The sequence below is a fragment of the Halovenus aranensis genome, assembly GCF_900100385.1.
GTDB classification, from domain to species: Archaea; Halobacteriota; Halobacteria; order Halobacteriales; family Haloarculaceae; genus Halovenus; species Halovenus aranensis.
The window spans coordinates 88964-111804 of sequence record NZ_FNFC01000008.1; the positions used below are offsets into that span (position 1 = coordinate 88964).

Annotated in this window: 23 protein-coding genes and 1 pseudogene; 10 read left to right on the forward strand and 14 right to left on the reverse strand. The window is 63.1% G+C overall.

Features of this window, described 5'->3' with window-relative positions:
• Nucleotides 1–51: 51 nt before the first annotated feature.
• A complete protein-coding gene (locus tag BLR34_RS09525; protein ID WP_092702376.1) occupies nucleotides 52–1170 on the forward strand; it encodes a presenilin family intramembrane aspartyl protease PSH in 1119 nt (372 codons plus the stop codon).
• Here BLR34_RS09525 and BLR34_RS09530 read toward each other — a convergent pair whose 3' ends face one another.
• Nucleotides 1171–2166, reverse strand: coding sequence for an ornithine cyclodeaminase family protein (locus BLR34_RS09530; RefSeq protein WP_092702378.1), 996 nt, complete (start codon nucleotides 2164–2166; stop codon nucleotides 1171–1173).
• Between the two features lie 112 nt (nucleotides 2167–2278).
• On the opposite strand from BLR34_RS09530, the gene BLR34_RS09535 reads away from it, so the two are divergent.
• A complete protein-coding gene (locus BLR34_RS09535) occupies nucleotides 2279–3139 on the forward strand; it encodes a 3-hydroxyacyl-CoA dehydrogenase family protein (RefSeq protein ID WP_092702380.1) in 861 nt (286 codons plus the stop codon).
• Here the strand turns inward: BLR34_RS09535 and BLR34_RS09540 are convergent.
• The 5 genes from BLR34_RS09540 to BLR34_RS09560 all read right to left on the reverse strand — a co-directional run bounded on the left by BLR34_RS09540 (nucleotide 3124) and on the right by BLR34_RS09560 (nucleotide 7054).
• Entirely contained in the window at nucleotides 3124–4095 is a 972-nt protein-coding gene (locus BLR34_RS09540; protein WP_092702382.1) for a phosphotransferase family protein, read from the reverse strand. The genes BLR34_RS09535 and BLR34_RS09540 overlap by 16 nt on opposite strands.
• Entirely contained in the window at nucleotides 4092–4766 is a 675-nt protein-coding gene (locus BLR34_RS09545) for an HAD family hydrolase (protein WP_092702384.1), read from the reverse strand. The genes BLR34_RS09540 and BLR34_RS09545 overlap by 4 nt, the downstream gene beginning before the upstream one ends.
• Nucleotides 4767–4837: 71 nt before the next feature.
• Nucleotides 4838–5614: a fumarylacetoacetate hydrolase family protein gene (locus BLR34_RS09550; RefSeq protein WP_092702386.1), complete on the reverse strand. Its 777-nt coding sequence runs from the start codon at nucleotides 5612–5614 to the stop codon at nucleotides 4838–4840.
• Between the two features lie 71 nt (nucleotides 5615–5685).
• On the reverse strand, nucleotides 5686–6315 hold the full coding sequence (locus tag BLR34_RS09555; protein WP_092702388.1) for an RAD55 family ATPase: 630 nt from the start codon (nucleotides 6313–6315) through the stop codon (nucleotides 5686–5688).
• A gap of 58 nt (nucleotides 6316–6373) precedes the next feature.
• Entirely contained in the window at nucleotides 6374–7054 is a 681-nt protein-coding gene (locus BLR34_RS09560; RefSeq protein WP_092702390.1) for a MinD/ParA family ATP-binding protein, read from the reverse strand.
• A 115-nt stretch (nucleotides 7055–7169) separates the two neighbouring features.
• Between BLR34_RS09560 and pyrB the strand changes: the two genes are divergently transcribed.
• Genes pyrB through BLR34_RS09575 form a run of 3 tightly spaced genes read left to right on the forward strand, consistent with a single transcriptional unit; the run spans nucleotide 7170 to nucleotide 9406 of the window.
• Nucleotides 7170–8084, forward strand: coding sequence for an aspartate carbamoyltransferase (pyrB, locus tag BLR34_RS09565; protein ID WP_092702392.1), 915 nt, complete (start codon nucleotides 7170–7172; stop codon nucleotides 8082–8084).
• Nucleotides 8081–8539 carry an aspartate carbamoyltransferase regulatory subunit gene (pyrI, locus tag BLR34_RS09570; protein ID WP_092702394.1) on the forward strand — a complete coding sequence of 153 codons (459 nt, stop codon included), beginning with the start codon at nucleotides 8081–8083 and terminating at the stop codon, nucleotides 8537–8539. Before pyrB ends, pyrI begins: the two co-directional genes overlap by 4 nt.
• 54 nt (nucleotides 8540–8593) lie before the next feature.
• Nucleotides 8594–9406, forward strand: coding sequence for an aldo/keto reductase (locus tag BLR34_RS09575; RefSeq protein WP_092702396.1), 813 nt, complete (start codon nucleotides 8594–8596; stop codon nucleotides 9404–9406).
• Here BLR34_RS09575 and BLR34_RS09580 read toward each other — a convergent pair.
• The 4 genes from BLR34_RS09580 to cofD are packed head-to-tail and all read right to left on the reverse strand — an operon-like array spanning nucleotide 9401 to nucleotide 12673.
• Nucleotides 9401–10000, reverse strand: a complete 600-nt coding sequence (locus tag BLR34_RS09580) for a DUF447 domain-containing protein (protein ID WP_092702398.1) — start codon at nucleotides 9998–10000, stop codon at nucleotides 9401–9403. The two genes, BLR34_RS09575 and BLR34_RS09580, sit on opposite strands and share 6 nt — an antisense overlap.
• Entirely contained in the window at nucleotides 10000–10842 is an 843-nt protein-coding gene (locus BLR34_RS09585; protein ID WP_092702400.1) for a triphosphoribosyl-dephospho-CoA synthase, read from the reverse strand. Before BLR34_RS09585 ends, BLR34_RS09580 begins: the two co-directional genes overlap by 1 nt.
• Entirely contained in the window at nucleotides 10842–11684 is an 843-nt protein-coding gene (locus BLR34_RS09590; RefSeq protein WP_143414148.1) for a tRNA-dihydrouridine synthase, read from the reverse strand. The genes BLR34_RS09585 and BLR34_RS09590 overlap by 1 nt, the downstream gene beginning before the upstream one ends.
• Nucleotides 11681–12673 carry a 2-phospho-L-lactate transferase gene (gene cofD / locus BLR34_RS09595; RefSeq protein ID WP_092702402.1) on the reverse strand — a complete coding sequence of 331 codons (993 nt, stop codon included), beginning with the start codon at nucleotides 12671–12673 and terminating at the stop codon, nucleotides 11681–11683. The genes BLR34_RS09590 and cofD overlap by 4 nt, the downstream gene beginning before the upstream one ends.
• A gap of 174 nt (nucleotides 12674–12847) precedes the next feature.
• Between cofD and BLR34_RS09600 the strand changes: the two genes are divergently transcribed.
• Nucleotides 12848–14074, forward strand: a complete 1227-nt coding sequence (locus tag BLR34_RS09600) for an HD domain-containing protein (RefSeq protein WP_092702404.1) — start codon at nucleotides 12848–12850, stop codon at nucleotides 14072–14074.
• Between the two features lie 9 nt (nucleotides 14075–14083).
• Here BLR34_RS09600 and BLR34_RS09605 read toward each other — a convergent pair whose 3' ends face one another.
• Nucleotides 14084–15268, reverse strand: a complete 1185-nt coding sequence (locus tag BLR34_RS09605) for an amidohydrolase family protein (RefSeq protein ID WP_092702406.1) — start codon at nucleotides 15266–15268, stop codon at nucleotides 14084–14086.
• Nucleotides 15269–15341: 73 nt separating this feature from the next.
• Nucleotides 15342–17333, reverse strand: a complete 1992-nt coding sequence (locus BLR34_RS09610) for an AMP-binding protein (protein WP_092702408.1) — start codon at nucleotides 17331–17333, stop codon at nucleotides 15342–15344.
• Nucleotides 17334–17440: 107 nt separating this feature from the next.
• Between BLR34_RS09610 and BLR34_RS09615 the strand changes: the two genes are divergently transcribed.
• The 3 genes from BLR34_RS09615 to mce are packed head-to-tail and all read left to right on the forward strand — an operon-like array spanning nucleotide 17441 to nucleotide 20154.
• Entirely contained in the window at nucleotides 17441–18022 is a 582-nt protein-coding gene (locus BLR34_RS09615) for a GNAT family N-acetyltransferase (protein WP_092702410.1), read from the forward strand.
• A 54-nt stretch (nucleotides 18023–18076) separates the two neighbouring features.
• On the forward strand, nucleotides 18077–19759 hold the full coding sequence (locus tag BLR34_RS09620) for an acyl-CoA mutase large subunit family protein (protein WP_092702412.1): 1683 nt from the start codon (nucleotides 18077–18079) through the stop codon (nucleotides 19757–19759).
• Nucleotides 19760–19767: 8 nt separating this feature from the next.
• Nucleotides 19768–20154: a methylmalonyl-CoA epimerase gene (gene mce, locus BLR34_RS09625; protein ID WP_092702558.1), complete on the forward strand. Its 387-nt coding sequence runs from the start codon at nucleotides 19768–19770 to the stop codon at nucleotides 20152–20154.
• A gap of 356 nt (nucleotides 20155–20510) precedes the next feature.
• Here mce and BLR34_RS09630 read toward each other — a convergent pair.
• Together BLR34_RS09630 and BLR34_RS09640 are read right to left on the reverse strand one after the other, a co-directional pair.
• Nucleotides 20511–20729: pseudogene (locus BLR34_RS09630) on the reverse strand (IS6 family transposase); the annotation flags it as partial.
• A 468-nt stretch (nucleotides 20730–21197) separates the two neighbouring features.
• Complete coding sequence (locus BLR34_RS09640) at nucleotides 21198–21833, reverse strand: alpha/beta hydrolase (RefSeq protein ID WP_092702416.1); 636 nt, start codon at nucleotides 21831–21833, stop codon at nucleotides 21198–21200.
• A gap of 78 nt (nucleotides 21834–21911) precedes the next feature.
• Here BLR34_RS09640 and BLR34_RS09645 point away from each other — a divergent pair, with 78 nt between their 5' ends.
• Complete coding sequence (locus tag BLR34_RS09645; protein ID WP_092702418.1) at nucleotides 21912–22760, forward strand: HpcH/HpaI aldolase/citrate lyase family protein; 849 nt, start codon at nucleotides 21912–21914, stop codon at nucleotides 22758–22760.
• The last annotated feature ends 81 nt before the right edge of the window (nucleotides 22761–22841 follow it).

Sequence of the window (22841 nt, forward strand, 5' to 3'; positions counted from 1 at the left end):
GCCACAGGCGTGCTTCGAAATGCTGAAACCGACGCCAGTCGACGCTCCCGTATGAATCACCGGTCCCGGACACTCCTGGCGAGTGCGGGCATCGTCCTGATTTTCTTCCTCGTTCAGGTCGGGACGCTCGCGCTCGTCGAACCCTTCCAGCAGGAAGGCCACCAAGTCGTCGAGGACACGAGCGACCCGACTATCAGTATCGCGTATCTGGTCGCAATCGTCGCCATGACCGGGCTGATGTTGCTCGCATTCAAGTACGGCGGCGAGTCGATACTCCGTCTCGTCATCATCTTCTCGGGCGCGTACATCGCCTTCTACGTCTTCGAGGTGCTGGCTCCCGAGACGCTCTCGACGACAGTCGGCGGCGGGCCAATCAACCTCCTCGCGGTCGGCGGTGCCGCCGTCGTCGGACTGGCGCTGTATCTGTATCCGGAGTGGTACGTCATCGACACCGCGGGGATACTCATGGGCGTCGGCGCTGCCGGGCTGTTCGGTGTCAACTTCGGCATCCTCCCGGCGCTGGTGCTGTTGACGGTGCTCGCTATCTACGATGCCATCAGCGTCTACGGCACCGAACACATGCTAACGCTCGCCTCCGGCGCGATGGACCTGAAGGTGCCTGTCGTCTTCGTCGTTCCCATCACGCTCTCGTACTCGTTTCTCGAAGACGGCGGGCCGGACCACGTCGAAGCTGACGGCGGTGAGGAAGCTGACGGCGAGGTACTCGACAGCGAGCGTCTCGAAGCACTCGGGCCTGACGGCATCGCGGCACTCGACGACGAGGACCTAGACCGCCTCGCTGACGGCGTGATAGACGACCTCGACGACGACCTCCAAGCGGCCCTCCGGGACCGACTCCCCGACCGAGACGCGCTGTTCATCGGCCTCGGTGACGCAGTCATTCCGACGGTGTTGGTCGCGAGCGCCGCCTTCTTCATCGAGACCGGCCCCGAGGTCGGCCTCGGTGTCACTACTGCACCGCTGCCGGCAGTCACCGCGATGGGCGGCATTCTCGCGGGGCTGGTCGTACTACTGTGGATGGTCCTGAAAGGACGTGCTCACGCCGGCCTCCCGCTGTTGAACGGCGGCGCAATCGCCGGCTACCTCGCCGGCGCGCTCTGGAGTGGACTGACGCTCGTGCAGGCGCTCGGCCTCGAATCGGTGCTGTGACTACCCGAGAAAGGCCTCGCTCGCCGGCGTGAACTCGATTGTCTCCCCCAGCCCCGCCTCGCGTGCGCGGTCGTAGAGCAGCTTTGCCGCCGCGACGGTCTCGATACCGGTGCCGCCGCTATCGAAGACGGTTATCGCTTCTGGCGACTCCCGGCCCGCCGCCTCACCCGCCACGACCTCGCCGAGTTCGGCGTGGACGTGGCCCTCGTCGATAGCGCCCTCGTCTCGGGCCAGAATGTAGGCCCCGGCATCCTGTTCGAGCCGACCGTAGAGGTCGACCACGTACGTCGACTGGGCCACCGTCTCGCCGTCGATTTCCCGGACTTGTGGGTTGTACTGTCCCATCGCGGTGACGTGCGTGCCCGCATCGAGCGTCGTGTTATCGAACACCGGCTCGGAGGCGTTCGTCGCTGTGATAACGATATCCTGCCCCGAAACGGCCGCCTCGCTCTGGTCGACTGCCTCGACGGTCGCGTCGAGTTCGTCGTCCATCTCGCCCGCAAACGCCGCGCGGTTCTCCGGCGTTCGCGAGTACACTGAGACGTGGTCGAGGTCCCGAACCGTCGCCGTCGCCAGTAACTGCCCTCGCGCTTGTGTTCCGCTTCCAATGATACCGAGCTGGGTGGCATCCTCACGGGCGAGGGTGTCGACACCGACCGCACCGGCCGCGCCGGTCTTGAAGGGGTTCATCCCTGCGCCGTCGAGGACGGCAAGCGGGTCGCCGGATTCGACATCGAACAGCGGCAAGACGAAGTGGGCGTCCTGGTTCCCGAAGCCTGCAGCGTATGTGTACCCGCCCATCGCGCCCGCCTCGGGGAGAACAGCGAAGTATCCGGTGAGGATGCCCCGCGGCTCGGCGTTTGCGAGCAGGCGTCGGGGCTCGGCCGGCGCACCTTCGCCGCGCTCGCGGTACCCGTCTCGGACTGCCTCGACGTACTCCTCGGGCGTTGCGAGGTCGATAACCTCCTCGTTGCGGAGAAACAGCGTCGCTGTCATACCCGGTTGTTCGCGCGAGACGTGCCTAAATCTGTGGACTCCAGAATCTGTCACTCGGCCAGACGGAGGCCATCCCGGCAGACTTACACTCTCCCCGGCCGGAAGGCCGCGTATGCGTACACTCGATGCAATCGAGACCGTCGGCGTCGTCGGCGCCGGCAACATGGGCAGCGGCATCGCACAGGTTTCGGCGACGAGCGGCTACGACGTCATCATGCGCGATGTCGAGGAGGAGTACGTCGAAGCCGGCTTCGACACCATCGACTCCAGCCTCGACCGGATGGTATCGGGCGACCACATCGCCGCCGACGAGGCCGACGCGGCCCGCGACCGGATTACCGGAACCACCGACCTCGACGACCTCGCCGAGGCCGACCTCGTCGTCGAGGCCGTCGTCGAGAACATGGAGGTAAAGAAAGACGTGTTCACATCGCTCGACGACATCACCGACGACGACGTGATTCTCGCGACGAACACGAGTACGCTCTCGATTACGTCGATTGCGAGCGCGACCAGCCGACCCGAGCAGGTCGTCGGCATCCACTTCATGAACCCCGTTCCGGTGATGAAAGGCGTCGAAGTCGTCGTCGGCGAGCGGACCGCAGACGAAGCCGTCGAGTTTGCCCACGCCTTCTCCGAGGCGCTGGAGAAGACGACCTGGGAGTCAGACGACAAGCCCGGCTTCGTCGTCAACCGCGTGTTGATGCCCTGGATTAACGAGGGAATCCGGGCCTACGACGAGGGCGTCAGCAGCAAGGAGGACCTGGACCAGGGCCTCAAGCTCGGCACGAACGTCCCGATGGGGCCGCTCGAACTGGCAGACCACATTGGACTCGACATCTGTCTCGACGCCAGCCAGACGCTCTACGAAGAACTCGGCGACCGCTACAAACCGGCCTACCTGCTCAAGCGGAAAGTCGAAGCGGGCGAACTCGGCAAGAAGACGGGCAAGGGCTTCTACGAGTACGACTGACCCAGCACCGCTGTGAGCGCTTCGCGGTGGAACTCGACAGCGGCCTCGGCGTCGAGTTCCGGATATTTTGGATTGGTGACGGTTCCCGTCGAGTCGACAGCGCTGTCGGCGATGGCGGCGGCCCGATGAACGGCGTCGACCGTCGGGTATTTTCGTACCTGTTCGTATCCCTCGCGGAACGCCCGACGAAGCGGCCTTCCATCTTCGACGTACCAGTCTGCGACGAGGTACTCCGCTTTGGCCACAGCGAGGGCGGGCGCGGCCGCCATTGGTGCCTCCCAGTCGAGAATAGCCGCCACCTGGCCGTCCTCGACAAGCGCGTTCCCGGGCCGGAAATCCCAGGGGTACAGTCTGGCTGGCGGCGCTTGTGCTGTGGTGGCTGTTTCGAACAGCGCGAGCAGGTCCTCGCGCAGTGGGTCGAACGGACCCGGAAGGCGCTCGACGGCGCTCGTCCCGTACTCGACGAGCCAGTCGCCCCAGTCCTCGTGCCATGCCCGAAGTGAGTCGCCGTCGACGACGAGTGCCCCATACTCCTCGAAGCGGAACTGCTCGTGAAGTGACCCGAGATGCGCACCGAACGTGCGGGCGAGTCGCCGTTTGCCTTCGCTATCGAACCCAGCGAACTCCACGTGGAGGTCGTCGCCGCTGACGTGGGCCGTGACCATGTACGCGACGCCGTCCGTGATTCCGGACGCGAGAACAGGCGGGACCGGGACGGCGGTCCGCTCGCGGATGTGGCCGAGCAGGGTTGCCTCGGTCTGGAGCCAGGTCAGTTCCTCACAGAGTTGCACCACGACCGGGTCGCGTTGCTCGTAGGTGGCCAGTGCCGAGAGCTTCCGGTTGCCGCGGCCGAGGCGCCTGAAATCGGTCGGCTGTTCGGTCGTGACCGCCTCCAGTGCCGTCTCGCCAGCCGCCTCGAAGGACTCGTCTGGGACCACCGCAGCGATGCCGGTCATTGCTCTGCCTCCAGCAGGTGACAGAGGTCCTCGATAGAGTCGAGGACGTACTCGGGGTCGTACGCGCCGGACCCGTCCTCGTCACGGAGCCAGGCGGCTGCCAGCCCTGCGTTCTGTGCCCCGGCAACGTCGTACTCCAGCGAGTTCCCGACGTAGAGCGCCTCGGCGGGTTCGACACCGATTTCGTCGAGTGCGCGCTCGAACGGGGCAGCATGAGGTTTCCGCCGGGGCAGGTCGTAGGCGTACACCGTTGTCTCGAAGTACTCCCGGATGCCGAGGGCATCGAGTTTAACCGCCTGCCGGCGCTGTGGGCCGTTGGTCACCAGCCCGACCGGCCCGGCCGCCCTCGCACTGTCGAGTGCTTCTTTGGCACCGGCGCGGAGCGCGACCTGACTGTCGTCGATGCGGTCGGTGAACTCGGCTGCGAGCGCCAGCGGGTCGACCTCTGAGCGCCCGTGTTGGGCGGCCAGGCGTGCGAACCCTGCCCCGAGATAGCCGACCTGGTCGTCGTGTTCGGGCGGTCCATCGAGACACGCCCAGAGCGACTCGGCCCCGGCAAACGGCTCGACTCCGGCGCTGTCGAATGCCTCGTGGTAGAGCCTCTCCGTGTCTTGCGTTCGGTGACAGAGTGTCCCGTCGAGGTCGAACAGAACGGCATCGAACGTCGTCACAGCAACGTCTTGGACGGCAGACAAATAAGCTACGCGTCGACAGAACAGCACAATTTGACCGCAGACAGCGACTACTCCGGTACGGTGACCGTATGCGTTAGCTTCCCGACGCCTTCAATCTGGACCCGAACGCTGTCGCCGTCAGACAGCGGGCCGACGCCTTCGGGCGTTCCAGTGGCGATAACGTCGCCGGGTTCGAGCGTCATGTATGTCGTAATTTCTGCAATCAGTTCGGGCACCGGAAAGATGAGGTGTTCCAGCGTCGAGGACTGCTTGCGCTCGCCGTTACAGTACAGTTCGACGGTAGCGTCGTCGGGGACGTGTTCGGGGTCGGCACACACCGGCCCGAGCGGTGCGGCGTTGTCGAATGCCTTCCCGCGAATCCAGTTCGTCTCCCGGTCCTGGTCGTCGCGGTTCGAGATGTCGACCATACACGTGAACCCATCGACGACCGCCATCGCGTCGCTCTCGTCGACGTGGCGACACTGCTCGCCGATGACGACGGCGAGTTCGGCCTCGTACTCCTGGCGGTCTTTGCCCGCAAGCAGTGAAATCTCACTCTCGTGGCTCGCGACTGCGTTCGGTCCCTTCAAAAAGAGCAGCGGTCTGTCGGGCACGTCTTCGCCGCGTTCGTCGGCGTGTGCGGCGTAGTTCCGCCCGACACAGACGATTTTGCTCGGCTCGCTCGGCGGCAAAACGGTCACGTCCTCAGGGCTGTAGCGGCGGCCTGCGGCCCGAATCTCGCCACCCTGTCCCGCGGTCGCTGTGTCTGCTGGCGTCCCGTCTTCGTCGACCCACCCGCCGGTTCTGACTGTGCCTGCCTGGTCGCGAAATCGCACCTGTTTCATACCGACAGGTCCGCGGAGTCGCTGTTAAGCGTTGGGATACTCCGACAGCCGACGAAAGGGGCACACCACTCTCAGGCGATGTCCCGGCTGGTGTCGATAGAGACCTGGTCGATGAGTTCGAGCTTGATCGTGTCAGACGGCGCGCGACCGCCCCGGAACTTCGGAATCGAGAGCCTGTTTTCGACCTCGTCGCCGTTGATATTCGTTTCGAGGTGGAATATCACGTCTGCGAAGTGTTCGGTCGTGTCCCGCAGCGGCGGCGTCGACCGGCCTTCGAGACAGTGGAGTATCGCCATGCTGTTCGTGTTGAAGATGTGGTTCTGGAGGTCGTTCATGAAGCTCCGGAACCGGGAGGGCGGCTCCTGTGATTCGAGCACGTCGAGCGGGTCGACGATGAGATTCGAGGTCTCGGGGAGAGCACTCACTAGCTTCCCGGCGTTGTCGAGGGGAGCCTCTCCCGAGATGTGTCGCACGGTCGGGTCGCCGGTCTCGGCCGGCGTGTTCTCGATGCTATCTCTGACGGCCTCGCCGGTCCGGTTCAGCGACAGCCAGAGCGTGCCCCGCGTCGCGGTCAGCTCGTAGAGAAACAGCTCGGCCTGACTGGCCGGACTCGCCGACAGCGCGACGATACTACCGGCTGGGATACCGCCGTCGAGCTTCCGGTCGAGTACGTCAATTCCGGTCCGCAGCCGGTCTGTCATCCACTGTGTGGTTACACACACCTACCGTTAAATATTCCGCCTACAGTATCGACGCTGATTACCGCCCCCTGTACGTCCGGCGTCGTGGCTCGCCAGTACTCCCGGGCGGGTACACAGACGCGGCGACTGTCTGGAACACGTCCGTGACCTGGTCGTCTTCGAGTGGTGCATCCACGGACGGAATCTCACCCAGAACGGTCCACTCCGGCCGGAGGCGACTGCGCGGCGCGCCGGCCCGGCCCCCAGTCGTCTCGGGGTCGCTGCGACGGACGACGACGCCGGTGACGGTAGTCGACAGCCGACGCGCAATCTGGCGGGTCGTCTCTGCGTCTTCGATGCACTGTGGCTGGTTGGTCGAAACGACGACAGCCCGCTCTGCGTGCCGGAGCGGCGTGACGGCGTCAGGGTTCGTTCCGGCACCGCAGTCGACGAGTATCGGACCGTCCCACTGTCGCGCCCGCCCCAGCGCGGTGTCCAGAGCTCGTCTGCGCCCTCCCTGGACGACATGCACGCCGGGGAGGGAATCTGCACCCGTCGCTACCGCTCGGAGCGGCCGACCGCGGGCGAGAGCGTCCACGCCATCGCCTCGTGGCATATCCAGCCGGTGGTGAACGTCGGGCATATCACAGTCACCGTCGATGACCAGCGGCTCCGCGCCGCGCCTGCCGAGTGCGGCGGCCAGCCCGAGCGTTGTCGTCGTCTTTCCACAGCCACCTTTGCCGCCTGCAATTGCGAGCATGCGGGGACTGGTGCCGGCATATGGTATGAACTCCGGGGCTGCTCGGTACGACAACACAGGACAGGTCGAGGCGGTGTCGGAGAATTAAATAGTGTCCGCGCCGGTGGTTCGAGCGATGCGTCACGACCACATCACGAGTGCGAGACAGCTCTCGCGCGAGGATATCGAGACGGTCCTCGACCGCGCGTCGGAGCTGGCGGCGGACCCGTCGGCCGTCGCCGACCGACACGAGGGGGCGTTGCTCGGGCTGTTGTTCTTCGAGCCGAGTACACGGACGAAGATGAGTTTCTCGGCCGCCATGAAACGGCTCGGCGGCGATATCGTCGACATGGGGCCGGTCGACTCCTCCTCGGTCAAGAAAGGAGAGAGTCTCGCCGATACGGTTCGCGTCGTCGAAGGGTACGCCGACGCGCTGGTGTTGCGCCATCCCAGTGAGGGGGCGGCACAGATGGCCAGCAAGTTCGTCGACGTGCCGCTTATCAACGCCGGCGACGGAGCCGGACAACACCCCACACAGACGTTGCTCGACCTCTATACCATCCGGGAGAACGCGGGCCTCGACGACGTGTCTATCGGTATCATGGGCGATTTGAAATACGGGCGTACCGTCCACTCGCTCGCTCACGCGCTGACGAACTTCGACGTGAGCCAGCACTTCATCAGCCCCGAGAGCCTCCAGCTCCCCCGGAAGGTCAGGTACGACCTCCACCAGGAGGGCTCTGCAGTCAAAGAACACACCGACCTCGACGCGATTTTACCGTCGCTTGACGTGCTCTACGTGACCCGTATCCAGCGTGAGCGATTCCCCGACGAGTCGGAGTACCGCGAAGTCGCCGGCGAGTACCAGATTGACACCGAGAGCCTCTCGGTCGCCAAGGAAGACCTGTCGGTGATGCACCCACTCCCGCGGGTCGACGAGATTGCCTACGACGTCGACGAGACGGCGAAAGCGAACTACTTCGAGCAGGCACACAACGGCGTCCCCGTCAGGATGGCACTGCTCGACTTACTGCTCGGAGGTGCACAATGACCAGCCAAGAACTCCGCGTCAGCAAAATCGAACGGGGCACAGTCATCGACCACATTCCGGGCGGCCAGGCGCTGAACGTCCTCGCTATCCTCGGTATCGACGGCAGAGAGGGAGATGTCGTCTCGATTGGCATGAACGTCCCCTCCGACCGACTCGGCCGCAAAGATGTCGTGAAGGTCGAAGACCGCGAACTGAGCCAGTCCGAGGTCGACGTCCTCTCACTCATCGCACCGGAGGCGAGCATCAACATCATCAAGAACTTCGACGTGGTCGAGAAACACCGCGTCGAACGCCCGGAACGCGTCTCTGGGGTGCTCCAGTGCTCGAATCACAACTGTATCACCACCGAGGGAGAGCCCGTCGACTCCGAGTTCGAAGTACTCGATGACGGGATTCGCTGTGTCTACTGTGACACGATTATCCGAGACGATATCACCGCCCACATTCTCGCCTGAGTAGCTGTTTGCAAGCGGGAGAAAGTCTATGAGAATCCTCGCCTAAGAAATCGTATGGAGTACGTCACTCGATGCGGAGACGAGGTGCCGAAACTCGGTGTCGGAACCTGGCAGATGGACAGTGCCACCGCCGAAGGCGCTGTCTCGACGGCACTGGAACTCGGTTATCGTCACGTCGACACCGCACAAGCCTACGAGAACGAAGACGGTGTCGGCCGGGCTATCGCCGACGCGGCCGTCGACCGGGGCGAGGTCTTCCTGACGACGAAGGTGTTTCCGACAAACCGGAGTGTCAGCGATATTGTCGCCTCGACCGAGGAGAGCGTCGACCAGCTCGGTGTCGACCACGTGGACCTGTTGCTCATCCACTGGCCACACCCGCTCGCCGACCTCGAAACAGTCATGCAGGGACTCAACGCGGCCCGCGAGCAGGGATTGACGCGTCATATCGGCGTGAGCAACTTCGGGACAGACAGGCTCGACGCCGCCCGTGAGTACTCCGATGCGCCGATTTTCACAAACCAGGTGCTCTTTCACCCCTGGTGGCCACAGCGCGAACTTCTCTCGTACTGTCAACAGAACGATATCGTGCTTACGGGGTACAGTCCGCTCGCAAACGGCGGCGCAATCGACGACGACCTCCTGTGGGACCTCGGCGAGCAGTTCGGTAAGACGGGGCCACAGGTGGCGCTGCGGTGGGCGACACAACACGACAGCGTCATGACGATTCCGATGTCGACCTCCCGTGAGCACCTCGCAGAGAACATCGACATCTTCGATTTCATGCTCACACGAGCCGAACACGACCGCGTGACGAGGCCGTCCTACCTCAAGACCGGTATCGCGATGTTCAAAGGAGGGCTATAGCTCGTCGACTATCGCCTCGATACGGCCAAACGCCTCGCGTTCGCGCGGCCCGCCACACCGCTCGACGACCTCTCCGAAGTACTCGATTCGTTCGACCAGCGTCTCGGTGTCGTAGGCCTCGACATCCAGTCGGGACGCGGCGACAGTCGCTTCGACGACCGCCGCGTATCCGCGGTTGAAGGCCGGAAACGTCTCGTACTCGGCCGTGGCATCCTCGGGAGTGAGTTCCCAGTCGACCCACTGTGTCTCTCCGTCGGTCCCCTCGTCCGTTCGCTCGACTGAAACCGTGACCCAGGCGGCGGCCGATTCGTGGACCGGGTCGTCCTGTTCGTAGATGTCGAGCGCGGCGTCGGTGAACAGCACCGGGTCGCGGCTGAACTGAACGACACCGCCCCCTCGCTCGGTGAAGTTTCGCCACGTTCGGGTACGCCCCCACGTTCGCGCTCGAACCGTCTCAGCACTCCCGGGGTCGATACCCTCGGCCGGCGCGTGGAGACCGAGCGCGGCGAAGTTGTAGCGGTCGTTCGGGCCGAGAGTTGCGATAATCGACTCTGTTACGCCGCGCAACTCGACCGGCCACCCCGTCGCTGTCATCACACCGACAATCCGCGTTCGAGCGCAATAAACAGCGCGCCGGCGACGATATCCGCCGTGGTTCCGGGGTTGATGTCGCGCTCTATGAACTCCGCTGCCAGCTCGTAGGGGTCCTCGTCGCCGTCGAGTACCGCCTGTGCCCGGTCCCGAACTTCGAGGGCCGTCTCCGCGTCGTGTTGGGTCACGACGAACGTGTCGACTTCGCTGGCCAGCAGTGCCAGAAACAGTGCCGACGCCCTGTTTGTAACGGGTCCGTTGCTCTGTGTGAGTCCGTGTGCCGCCTCAAACGTCCGCCCGAAGCCGTCGGTCCACTCGGCGGCGATGCCGTCTTCGGTCGCGCTGGCTTCCATTACGTCTTCGAGAGTCATGTCGCGGTCTCGGAGAGCAGGCTCTGCATCGCTCCCCTGGCGCACGTCGAGTGGCTCCATCCCCGTCGGTGGGTCGTCGACAGCAACATCGACGTGGTCGAACGCCCGGTAGAAGTTCACCGCGTCGTCGACAGTCGTGTTAGCGACCACGTTTCGGGCACCCTGTCGGGAGAGGTGGCCCTGAGTTGCCGCCGCGACCAGTGGCGTCACCAGCAAGAGCGCCCCGAACTGTGTGTTCCCGCCGCGTTGTTGGCTCATCCCCGCGACCGCTCGCTCGAATGCGCGACCGACCGGTGTCCCCTCAGTCGCCAGTTCGAGCCCGTCCCGCGCGCCGACAGCCCCCGCCATGAAGTGCTCGAATCGGAGGTCGTCGTACTCGCGCTCTCGGTCGACGTTGCCGGGTTTTGGCGTTCCAGACACTTCGAGCAGCAATGCGAGTTGCGCGTTTGCTGCCGTTGACCGCTCGTCGTCCATCACTCGCCACCTCCCGTCGTTCGCGTGCTGTCTGTGGGTGTCATACCGTCGATTGGTGTCTCGGTGCTGCCGTAGTTCGTTGTGGGCTGGGCGTCGCGTTCGAACCAGTCGGTTGCGGCCTCTCGGACCCGTGAGAGGACACGCCGGTCGTCACTCGGTCTGCCGACGCTCACCGCGGCCGCTCCGTGGGACAGATACTCGAACACAGAGTCGCGGCCCCGGACCTCGTTGTTGGCGATGATAGACAGGTCAGTCGCCGCGGCGACGTCACCGACGACCGCCTCAGAGTCCATCGCATCCAGGTGGATGTACGTCGCCCCGGCCTCTGCGACACGCTCGGCCACCGCCGGGAGGTCGACGCCCGGCACCTCTGCCCGGACCTTGACGCTGACCTCGGGACCGCGCTCGCTGGCGGCGCTGACCTGTTCACAGAGGCGCTCTGTGTCGGTCAGCAGCGCCTCACCGCTTCCGGCCCCACAGATTTCGTCCTGGCGGCAGTGCGCGTTGATTTCGAGAATCGCGTCGTGGTCCCGGCAGACCTCGGCAACCTCGGCGAGCGGAGACAGCGTCGTCGTCCGGACGTTGACTCCCGGCCGAATCGGGAGGTCGGCCGTCTGGCCGAACTGGTCGTCGACGAACGCGACCGGGTCTGCAGGCAGGAACTCCGTCCGGTCGCGCTCGACCAGTTCCCGCGCGGCCGCTCTGGTCGGCTCGTCGATAGCGATGCCTCCTAGGAAGGCCACGCCGGCGTACTCGGCCGCGGTAGCTGCCCACTCCGCGTCGGACTGACCGCTCAGGCTGGCCAGCGCGACCGGCGGGTCGAAGGCGGGGTCACGCGTCATTGTAGCTCGTCGAGAAGCGCTCGGACGGCACGGCTCACACGCGCCGCGTCGCTCTCGCCAGCTATCTCGGTGTCTGTCCTGACAGTCGGCCGGCTGAGCGTCGTCCCGTCGTCGGTATCGAGGACGAACCCATCAGCGAACGGGTACGCCGCCGCCATGCCCGCAGTCGACGGCTCGTATCCCTGTGCGTCCATCAGCTTCGCCGCTGGCCCCGAGAACACCTCGTCCTCGACGAACGGCGAGACAGCGACGACTGTCGTCGATTCGAGTGCGTCCTCGAACCCGTCCAGTGCGAGCATGGGGCCGATACTCGTCACCGGGTTCGAGGGACCGATAACGACCGGCTCAGCCAAGGCATCGAAGACAGCCGTCGTCGGCGTGGCACTCTCTCCGCCGCGAAAGTCGACGCTCTCGACTGCCGGCTCGCCGTTCCGGGCGACCCAGAACTCCTGGAAGTGCATCGTCCCGTCGGGCGTCTCGATGAGCGACGCCACCGGGTCGTCACTCATCGGAAGCAGCGTCCAGGGAATATCGTAGGCCTCAGCCAGTATCTCGGTCGCCTCCGTCAGGGAGTGTCCCTCGTCGAGCAGTCCTGTCCGCGTCAGGTGAACCGCCCGGTCCCGGTCGCCGATGTACATGAACTCGCCGACACTCGAAAAGCGCCGCCAGGCCGCGATATCCCGGCCCGCGGTCTGTGCCGCTTCGTCGAGATACCGAGGCCCAGTTCCGAGGTCGACTGCCTCGGCGAGTTCCTGCAGCCTGTCGTGTGTCTTTGCGGTGTCGTCCGCAATACCCCACCAGGTCTCGCGGTCGAGAGCGTCACCGCCGAGAAAGAGCACGGTGTCCACGTCCGGACAGACGAGAAAGCCGCCGAGCATCACGTCGTCGCCCGTGTTCGCGACTACTGTCATCTCCTCGGGCTCGAAGCTGGCCTCTGCCCCGGTCAGCAGCTTCGGTGTCCCAGTCCCGCCGGAGAGAAACGTGACCATACCTCCCCCTATGTGAGTCCGGCATCATAAACCGCCCGCCCTCACCGTCGGGTGTGGGGCCGGACTCTCTGTGCGCTTGGCTTTTGCCGTGAACGGCGATGTCGGTGTCAGAGAGGCCAAACTGGCGAGGATAATAGCTGATGCTTTTAGGAGATGACGACGAACTGTCGTATAATGGCAACTATCAAAGACAGTGTTCACGACCATATCGAGGTCCACGGGGTCGCAGAGCGATTGCTCGACACCCCGCCCGTCCAGCGACTGCGACGAATCAATCAACTCGGTACTGTCAGGATGGTCTATCCGTCAGCCAACCACACCCGATTCGAACACAGCCTCGGCGTCTTCCATCTCGCAGACCGGGCGCTCGACCACCTCGGCATCGAGGGCCAACAGGCCGAACGCGTCCGTGCCGCCGCGCTGTTACACGACATCGGACACAGCCCCTACAGCCACAACATCGAGTCCGTCATCTACCGGGAGACCGGAACCTACCACGACGAGGTCCACGGCCTCATCGGGAGCGGACAGGTGGCCGAGATTCTCACAGACGCAGGCCTGAACCCCGACCGGATTGCCGACCTCATCGCGGGCGAGGGCGAGTTGGGCCAGCTCGTCTCCGGTGAACTCGACGTGGACCGGATGGACTATCTCGTCAGAGACGCCCACCACACCGGCGCACCCTACGGCACAATCGACCACGAGCGGCTGGTTCGCGAGCTCAGGTTCGCCGACGGGACGCTCGTCCTCGACGAGGGAAACGTTCAGGCCGCCGAGAGCCTCCTGTTGGCTCGGGCGCTAATGAATCCGACCGTCTACCAGCACCACGTCGCCCGTATCGCGAAGGCGATGCTCCGGCGGGCTACCGAGCGCGCGCTGGAGGCCGACGCGACCGACGCCGAGACGCTTCGCCGGATGGACGACCACGGCTTTCACGCGCTGTTGCGCGACTGTGAAGAAAGCGCCGAGTACGCTCGGATGCTCGACGAGCGTCGACTCTACAAGCGCTCGGTCTGGGCAGAATTCGACGCCGTGCCCGACGCAGTGCTCGGAGCAGATTACGACGAGCGGAAAGACCTCGAAGCAGATATCGCAACAGCGGCCGGCGTGGACTTCTCTGAGGTTATCCTTGATGTCCCCGCGGAGCCATCGATGACCGAATCCACCTCGCGGGTGCTCGTCAACGGCGAGGTTCGCCAGCTCGGCGAGCAGTCGACGCTGGTCAACGCGATTCGGCAGGCACAGCAAGACCAGTGGCGACTCGGTGTCTACGCGCCAGAGGCTGAGAGCGACCGCGTCGGTGAGGCTGCAGTCCGGTCCCTTGATTTGGACATCGAGGGGACGCGTATCCGGGACACCCGGCCCGGAATCAACGCCACGCTCGATGAGTTTGCCGGGTGAGCGTCGCGGCTATCCTGTGGTTTCGACATCGATATCGAACAAGTCTTGTGCGGTCTGATACCCGACCTGACGAGCCTTTTCCTCCGAAACGCGGCCGAGAAGCGACCGGGCGAGGTCGACGAACGTGTCCAGTGCCCAGTCCGTGTAATGCCACGTCAGTGCCGCGTCCATTCCCCAGAGAGTGCGCTCAGGGTACTCTTCAAGCAACGTTCCATACTTCTCGTAGTGTCGTTCGACCTCGTTCTCGAAGCTGATTTCAGCCATGCGCTGCTCAAACTCTTCTTTCGTGAATGTCTCCTCGCCGTAGATGAATTTGGGGGCTGTCGGTGAGATATCGTAATACAGGTTTGGGTGGTCTTCCAGCGCGTCAGCGACCAGTTCCCCGTCACTCGTCTCGGTCCACTGGTATGTGGCATGAACAAGAAAATCGGTATCACGGTTGTGTTCGTAGGCGTTTGCGAGCTGTTCCTTGTGGGGCACGTCGTCGAAACTCTCCCACTCGTCTTGTTCGTCCTCGGGATACCGCCACGGGGACGCGACGTGGAGCATGACCGGCACGTCGCGCTCGGCGGCGAGGTCGTAAACTGATAGCATCGCCGGGTGGTCTGGCGGAATCGGTCCCTCTTTGTCCCAGTCGTCGCCACCCTTCGAGGCGTCGTTGCCCTTGAGTCCGAACTCACCGAGTCCGTCGTAAACCGGGTTTTCTTCGAGTCTCCGCCCGAGTTTCCCGGCGACCTCATCTAAGGGCTCGCGCATCTCTCCCCAGGGGAATGCGAACGGGACGAGCCTGTCGTCGTGTTCCCGAATCACATCGAGATAGCGGTCTGACGAAATCGCCATCACCTGAGCGACGCGGTTTCGGTCCATCCACCGAACGTACCAGTCCATCTTCTCGTCTGTCATCTCGAACCCGTCGTAGCCGTTCATGTGTTCGTGGGCCGAAACGAGCGGTCCCTGATAGTACTCGTCAGGCCACGCCCGCACATCGACGGGCTCGGGTGTCTCCGTCGGAGTCGGTTCCGATGTCTCCGTTGTCGTCTCCGTCGGCTCGGGCGTCGCCACGGGAGTCTGCTCAGTGGACGCTGTCGGCGTCTCTCGGGGTGTCGACTCCGCTCCGGTGTCGTCCTGAGCCGAACAGCCCGCCATTGCTGCGAGCGCCGCCAGGACCGTCCGTCGCCGGAGTTTGTCTGGCATACAGATAGACGTTCGTCACGGAACTAAAAATTGTGCCACAGCCGACGAGCGAGGGGGCCCCAACAGTTTCCAGTTACCGCGCGTCGTCGAGTCTATCGAGGGCGTCGGGGTTCTCGATGCTGGAGAGGTCGCCCATCTCCTCGCCCTCGTAGGCCGACTGGATGAGTCGCCGGACGATTTTGCCGCTCTGGGTTTTGGGGAACTCGTCGACGAACAGCACCTCCCGTGGCATGAACGGTTTGCCCAGTTCCTCGCCGACCTGTGCACGCAGCTCCGAGCGGAGGGCTTCGCTCTCCTCGAACCCGTCTTCGAGGATGACGTAGGTGACGACAGCGGTCCCTTTGGTCTCGTCGTCGGCACCGATTGCGGCGGCGGCGTTGACCGCCTCGTGGTCGATAAGCGCGCCCTCGACTTCAGCGGGGCCGACCTTCCGGCCGGCCACGTTGAGTACGTCGTCCGAACGGCCGTGAAGGAACCAGAAGCCGTCTTCGTCTTTCTGTGCCCAGTCGCCGTGGTCCCACATGTCGTCGAAGCGACTCCAGTACTCATCGAGGTAGCGCTCGTCGCCGCTCCAGAGCGATTTCGTCATCGACGGCGCAGAGGACTTGGCAACGAGGTAGCCCCGGTCGTTGGTATCGGCAATTGACTCGCCGGTCGCGTTGACGATGTCCACGTCCATGCCAAGCGCCGGACCGCCGAGCGTACAGGGTTTCAGTGAGTGGGTCGGCAGTGGCTGGAGGAAACAGCCGAAGATTTCGGTGCCGCCGGAGATGTTCTGTATCGGCACGTCGCCGTTGCCGACGTTCTCGTGAAACCAGTGCCAGGATTCGGGGTCCCATGGCTCGCCGGTCGAGCCGAGCAGTCGGAGCGTCGAGAGGTCGTATCCCTCCAGCCACTCGTCGCCGTGTTTCTGGAGTGCGCGAATCGCGGTCGGTGAGATGCCAAACACCGTCAGCCCGTGACGGTCTATCATCTCCCAGAACCGGTCTGGCTCGGGGTGGTCGGGCGCGCCCTCGTACATGAAGATGGTGCCGCCGAAGGCGTGGTTCCCAATGAGTGTCCACGGCCCCATCATCCAGCCGATATCCGACACCCAGAAAAAGCGGTCCGAGGGCCGATGGTCGAAGGAGAAGTACATCTCCTTTGCCGGCTGAACGAGGCCGCCAGCGTGGGTGTGGATGATACCTTTCGGCTTGCCGGTCGTCCCCGAAGAATACAGCAACATCGACTCCTGGTCGGCGGGAAGCGACCGCGTCTCGAAGTCGTCGGCCTGTGTCTCGACGGCGTCGGCCCACCACTCGTCGCGGTCCTCGTTCCAGGGAATATCAGCGCCGAGTCGCTCGTAGACGATGGTGTGTTCGACGTGGCCTGCCTCGGCGATAGCCTCGTCTGCGGCCTCTTTCAGCGTGATTTCGTCGCCCCGTCGGTAGAAGCCGTCGCCGGTAAAGAGGACCCGACACGCCGAATCCTCGATTCTGGTCGCAGTCGCGTCGACACCGAATCCGGAGAAGATGGGGACCGCGATTGCACCGACTTTGAAACAGCCGTACAGTATCGAGGTCACCTCTGGCACCATCGGCATGTAGAGGCCAACCGTGTCGCCGACACCGACGCCGCGTTCCTCAAGCGCGTTTGCGACCTGGTTGGCCTGTCGGTGGAGTTCGTGATACGTGACCTCGCGTACCTCGCCGTCTTCACCCTCCCAGATTGTCGCAACCTTGTTGCGGTTGGGCGAGTCGGGACTGGCGTGGCGGTCGACGACGTTGTGCGCGATATTTAGCTCGCCGCCGACATACCAGTCGGTGAACTGTGGCCCGTCCGAGTCGTCACGAACCGCGTCGTAGGGCTGGTCGAACTCTAAGCCGAGGTGGTCGACGACCTCGTCCCAGAACCAGTCGAGGCCCGACGCCTCAACCCCGTCGATATCGGTCACAGAGCGTCGGTGGAGTTCGTCGAAATCCTCGATGTCGTGTTTCGCCATGAACTCCGCGACGTTGCTTTGTTCTAACAGCTCTGCGGGGGGGTCGTACACCACGTCGTCGATATCCTCGAGTGTCTCGGTCATGGTCTCGATTCCTACAGACGACCAGTACCGTCAAAAAATTATATGATAGAACGGTCCGGGAGGGAGCCCTCGCAACTCATTTTTACGTGGCGTGAGAAAAGAGAGACATGTACGTACGGGACGCCAAAAACCGCGACGAGGCCTGGTTACTCGACCACATCGACTCGATGGGTTTAGACGAGACGGCATTTCGGTCCCGGGATTACGTCATCGCGATGAACGAACGCGAAAACGAGCGGGCCGGATTCGGTCGCGTGCGCGTCCACAAGACCGAGCAGACGGAACACTGCGAGCTGACGAGTATCGGTGTCCGCTCGGAGTGGCGGGGCCAAGGCGTCGGCGCACACGTCGTCGAGCGACTGGTCACGACAGCAAACGACCAGGGCTTCGATATCGTCTACGCGCTCAGCGGCGCGACGGAGTATCTCTCGCAGTTCGGCTTCGAGCCGGTCGAGCCGGCACAGCTCCCCGACGTGTTACAGCGGCGACTCTCGAAAAAACAGGAGTCACTCGACCCGGAAGCAGTCCCACTGTGCATCCAGACCGGCCAATTCTACATGCCCGGTCGGCTCCGCGACGCGTTCAAACGGGCCAGTGCAGACGACGAGGAGCAAGAACCCGAGGAGGGCCCGGAAGACTTCGGCATTGACCCAGACGAGACCACCTACAAGTACGACACCGGGCGCTGACGCGGCCGACGGAACACTGAACTGTTAAGGCCCGCGGGAGCCGACCTTGGTGATATGTTCGACGCCGACGAACTCGAGGAGATACGGTCGGCCCGGGAGGAGTGGGAAGACGACCACGTCGAGCCTGTCCTCGACCGGTTCGGCGAGCGCAAAGAGACGTTCGATACCGACACCGGCGGCCAGACCGTCGACCGGCTCTACACGCCCGCCGACCTCGGCGATTTCGAGTACGAGGAAGACCTGGGTTTCCCCGGCGAGGAGCCGTACACGCGGGGCGTCTACTCGACGGGATACCGCGGCCGGCTCTGGACGATGCGCCAGTACGCGGGGATGGGAACGGCCGAGGAGACCAACGAACGCTTCCAGTACCTGCTGGACGAGGGACAGACCGGCCTCTCGATGGCCTTCGACCTGCCGACACAGATGGGGTACGACTCCGACGACAGCATGGCTTCCGGCGAGGTCGGCAAGGCTGGTGTCGCTATCGACTCGCTGCGTGACATGGAAACCGTCTTCGACGGCATCCCACTCGACGAGGTGTCGACGAGCATGACAATCAACGCCCCGGCCAGTGTCCTGCTGGCGATGTACATCGCGGTCGGCGACCAGCAGGGGGTCGACCGCGCGGAGCTACGTGGTACCATCCAGAACGACATTCTCAAAGAGTACATCGCCCGGAACACCTACATCTTCCCGCCGGAGCCGTCGATGCGAATTATCACCGATATTTTCGAGTTCTGTGCCGAGGAGACGCCGAAGTTCAACACCATCTCTATCTCCGGCTATCACATCCGCGAGGCAGGGTCGACCGCCGCACAGGAGCTTGCCTTCACGCTTGGAAACGGCATCGAATACGTCGAGACAGCTATCGAGGCCGGCCTCGACGTCGACGAATTCGCGCCACAGCTCTCCTTTTTCTTCAACGCTCACAACAACATCTTCGAAGAGGCCGCCAAGTTTCGGGCCGCCAGACGGATGTGGGGCAAGATTATGGACGAGCGCTTCAAGGCCGACAACCCCAAATCGCGACAGCTCAAGTTCCACACCCAGACCGCTGGCTCCACCTTGACGGCCCAGCAAATCGAGAACAACATCGTCAGGGTCGCCTACCAGGCCCTCGCCGCGGTGCTTGGCGGCACCCAGAGTCTTCACACGAACGGCAAAGACGAGGCGCTCTCGATTCCGACCGAGCAGTCCGTCCGCACGGCCCTGCGGACCCAGCAGATTCTCGCCCACGAATCGGGGGCCGCAGACACCATCGACCCGCTGGCGGGGAGTTACTACGTCGAGTCGCTGACCGACGACCTCGAATCCGAGGCCTTCGAGTTGCTCGACCGGGTCGACGACCGCGGCGGGATGCGCAAGGCAATCGAAGACCAGTGGGTGCAACGCCAGATTCAGGACACCGCCTTCGAGCGCCAGCAGGAAATCGAGGCGGGCGAGCGCATCATCGTCGGCGTCAACGAGTTCACTGTCGAAGAGGAGGAACACGTCGATATCGAGGAGGTCTCTGACGAGGAACAGCGCAAACAGAGTGACCGGCTCGACTCCGTCAAGGCCGAACGCGACGACGAGGCCGTCGACGACGCCTTGACAGCGCTCGAAGACGCCGCCCGCGGCGACGAGAACGTGATGCCTTACATCATCGACGCGGTGAAGGCCTACGCGACGACGGGCGAAATCTGTCACACGATGCGCGACGTGTTCGGCGAGTACCAGCCGGGGGCCGCGCTATGACAGACAAGATGGTCATCGACCACGTCGGCATCGCGACCGACGACCTCGACGACCTATCAGAGTTGTACACGGAGCTGTTCGGTGCCGAGATAGCCCACACAGAGACCTTCGACGGGATGAACGTCGAGTTTCTCGCCGTCGGCGACGCCTACTTCGAGTTGCTCGAACCGCTGGAGTCGACGGGCGCTATCGCCAGCTACCTCGACGGCAACGGCCCGGGACTCCATCACGTCGCCGTGGCGACCGACGACATCGAGGCGGCGCTTGCAGGTGCCGCCGAGATGGGCGTCGACCTGATAGACGAGGAGCCACGCGAAGGGGCGTGGGGCCACGACGTGGCCTTTCTGCATCCGAAATCGACCGGCGGTATCCTGTTCGAGTTCGTCGAGCACTGAGGCCGGTCAGAGAACCAGATGGGGCGGTTTTAGGAGAGAAATTTGAGGATTGAAGATTTGAGTATCGACGACAGTGCGAGAGACAGAAGACAACTGGAGCAGAGAGTGGTTACCTATATAATATTAAAATGCTGAAGGCCGGCAATTAGCAGGATTGCAACAACAAGTACGACTTTCATGACCCAAGATGGAACATCTTTTCGGATCCGAAATCCCCAGTCCATATCTCCCGATTACCCGCCCGACCAGTATAATCCCCTGGCCGGATATCTGGTCGTGAAATACAAGAGAACTGTCTTCGACACGGTAATTATCATTCGAGTTTAAATAGCTCGCCTTCGTCGCGTCTATAGTGTTCAAATAAGGTGATTCCATGCGAAAGCAAATTTACGCAACCACTCGTCAGCAGTTTCTTCTTCGGCGTTACTAAAACAGTTTGAAAACGAAGATATTTGTCGTTTCACCTCGTGAGAGACAGGTTCAACGCTGTTGCGATCTCCGGGACGTTCGACGCGGAGATCGAGGCCGTGTCGAGAGCAGGCGTCGTTCAGTGAGTGTGACCCTTCGATGAGAAACTGTTCTTACTAGTGTGCAAGATAGAGGGGATGGATACAGCTAGGTGACATTAGTTATCAGGAAACACACATACATATTTATTTGCTTGGTAATAAAAACGGCATATATGAGCTATAGTCAACAAAGTGGCATTAGCGTGCCATCGACGTGGCTTGGCCTGAACACTCGCGCGACAGACCTACTACTTACAATCTCTCTGGTCATCGTATCGCTGTCTTTCTTGGCGATGGCGACTGGAGAGTACAGAGCTGTTGCGTTTGTCGCAACAGTTGGAATTGCTGTTGTTGGTCTCGGGATAACGCTCATCCGTCTATCGGAATATCTCCGCCAGAATAGGTAGGTCGCATGATTACGTTTTAGGTTGGTTATTCCTGTCGTGAGTGACGACTACCGTTCCGGATCGCGTCAGAATCCATACCATATTCGTGCATTCCGATCTTGCACGGGGCCCTCGCCAACACCCAGTGTCAGTCGCTCAGTCTTCCAATCAGCCTCGAAACGTAATCGAGTTCGTCCTGATTGACGGTGTGACCCATCCCCTCGTAGAGTCGCGTCTCGACGGCAGCGCCGAGGCGCTCGAAGACGTTTGCGGACTCGTGGACGCGCTCTTTGGGAATATGCGGGTCGACGTCGCTACAGCCGAAAAACGCCGGCGTGTCCGCCAGGTCGCCCTCGTAGTCGTCTGGGTCGATTGTCTCGCCGATGAGACCGCCGCTGAGTGCGGCGAGACCGCCGTAGCGGCGCGGATTGCGCGCGAGGTACTCCGTGGCGAGACAGCCACCCTGCGAGAAGCCCACGACCAGTGTCCGTTCCGTGGAGATGCCGGCCTCGTTTACCGCCGCGAGTGCGTCCCTGATAGCCTGCAGTCCGGAGCTGCGGCCCGGCTCGTTCGCCTCGACGGGGGCCAGAAACGACTGGGGGTACCACTCGCGTTGTGCGGCCTGGGGTGCCAGGTAGGCCGCCTCCGCGTCGATTTCGTCGGCCATCCCGAGCATTCCGCGGGCGTTTGCACCCCTGCCGTGTGCCATGATTACGGCCGTCTCGGCCGAGTCGAGTGACTGCCCCGCAGTCAGGAGTGGTTGCCCCTGGTGTGGTCCGTTCATACATCGTTCACGCGCTCGCCGAAGTTAGTTCCACCGCGTCCCAAAACGACTAACAGGATAGTCTGTCGACTGTACAGCATGGTTCGACGAACGGTCCTGTTCTCGCCCGGCGACCAGCCCGACCTGCTACGCAAGGCACCCACGGCGGGGGCCGACGTGGTGGTGTTCGACCTCGAAGACGCCGTCGCACCCTCGGCAAAGTCGACGGCCCGCGACCACGTCGCCGAGGCCGTCTCCTCGCTCGACCCGGACTGCGAGCTGTGTGTCCGCCTCAATCCACTCGACAGCTGTGGACGCGAGGACCTGTCCGCGCTCGCGTCTGTCCTCTCGTCGGTGGACAGCGTCATGTTGCCGAAAGTCTCCTCGCGGGCAGATGTCGAGGCGCTTGCCGACGCCATCACAGACCACGGCGAGTCACTCCCGGTGTTGGCCCTGCTCGAAACGGCGGCAGGGGTGCTGGCAGCACCCGAAGTCGCTGCCGCCGAGGCGACCGACGCACTGCTGTTGGGTGCCGAGGACCTCTCGGCAGATGTCGGGCTGAACCGCTCGACGGAGGGGACCGAGATACTGTACGCCAGAGAGCACGTCGTGCTCGCGGCGAGCAGCCAAGACATCGACGCTATCGATACGCTGTACACCGACTTCGAGGATACTGACGGACTCGCCACAGACACCCAGCGCGCAATCGACCTCGGTTTCGACGGCAAGATGGCGATTCATCCCACACAGGTATCGACGATCAACGACGCGTTCACGCCCGACCGCGAGCGCATCGAATGGGCACACGAGGTCATCGAAGCCAAGCAACAGGCAAAAGCCGAGGGCAGAGGCGTCTTCGCCGTCGACGGCGAGATGATAGACGCGCCACTCGTCGCACAGGCAGAAGATATCGTCCAGCGGGCCGAGGCCGCCGGTATTCTGGAGTAGACAACAAACGCCCATTTGTTCTGGTCGAAACGTTTCAGTGCTGGCTATCTGTGGTATAGACTTTTATCTCCGCTGGACAAT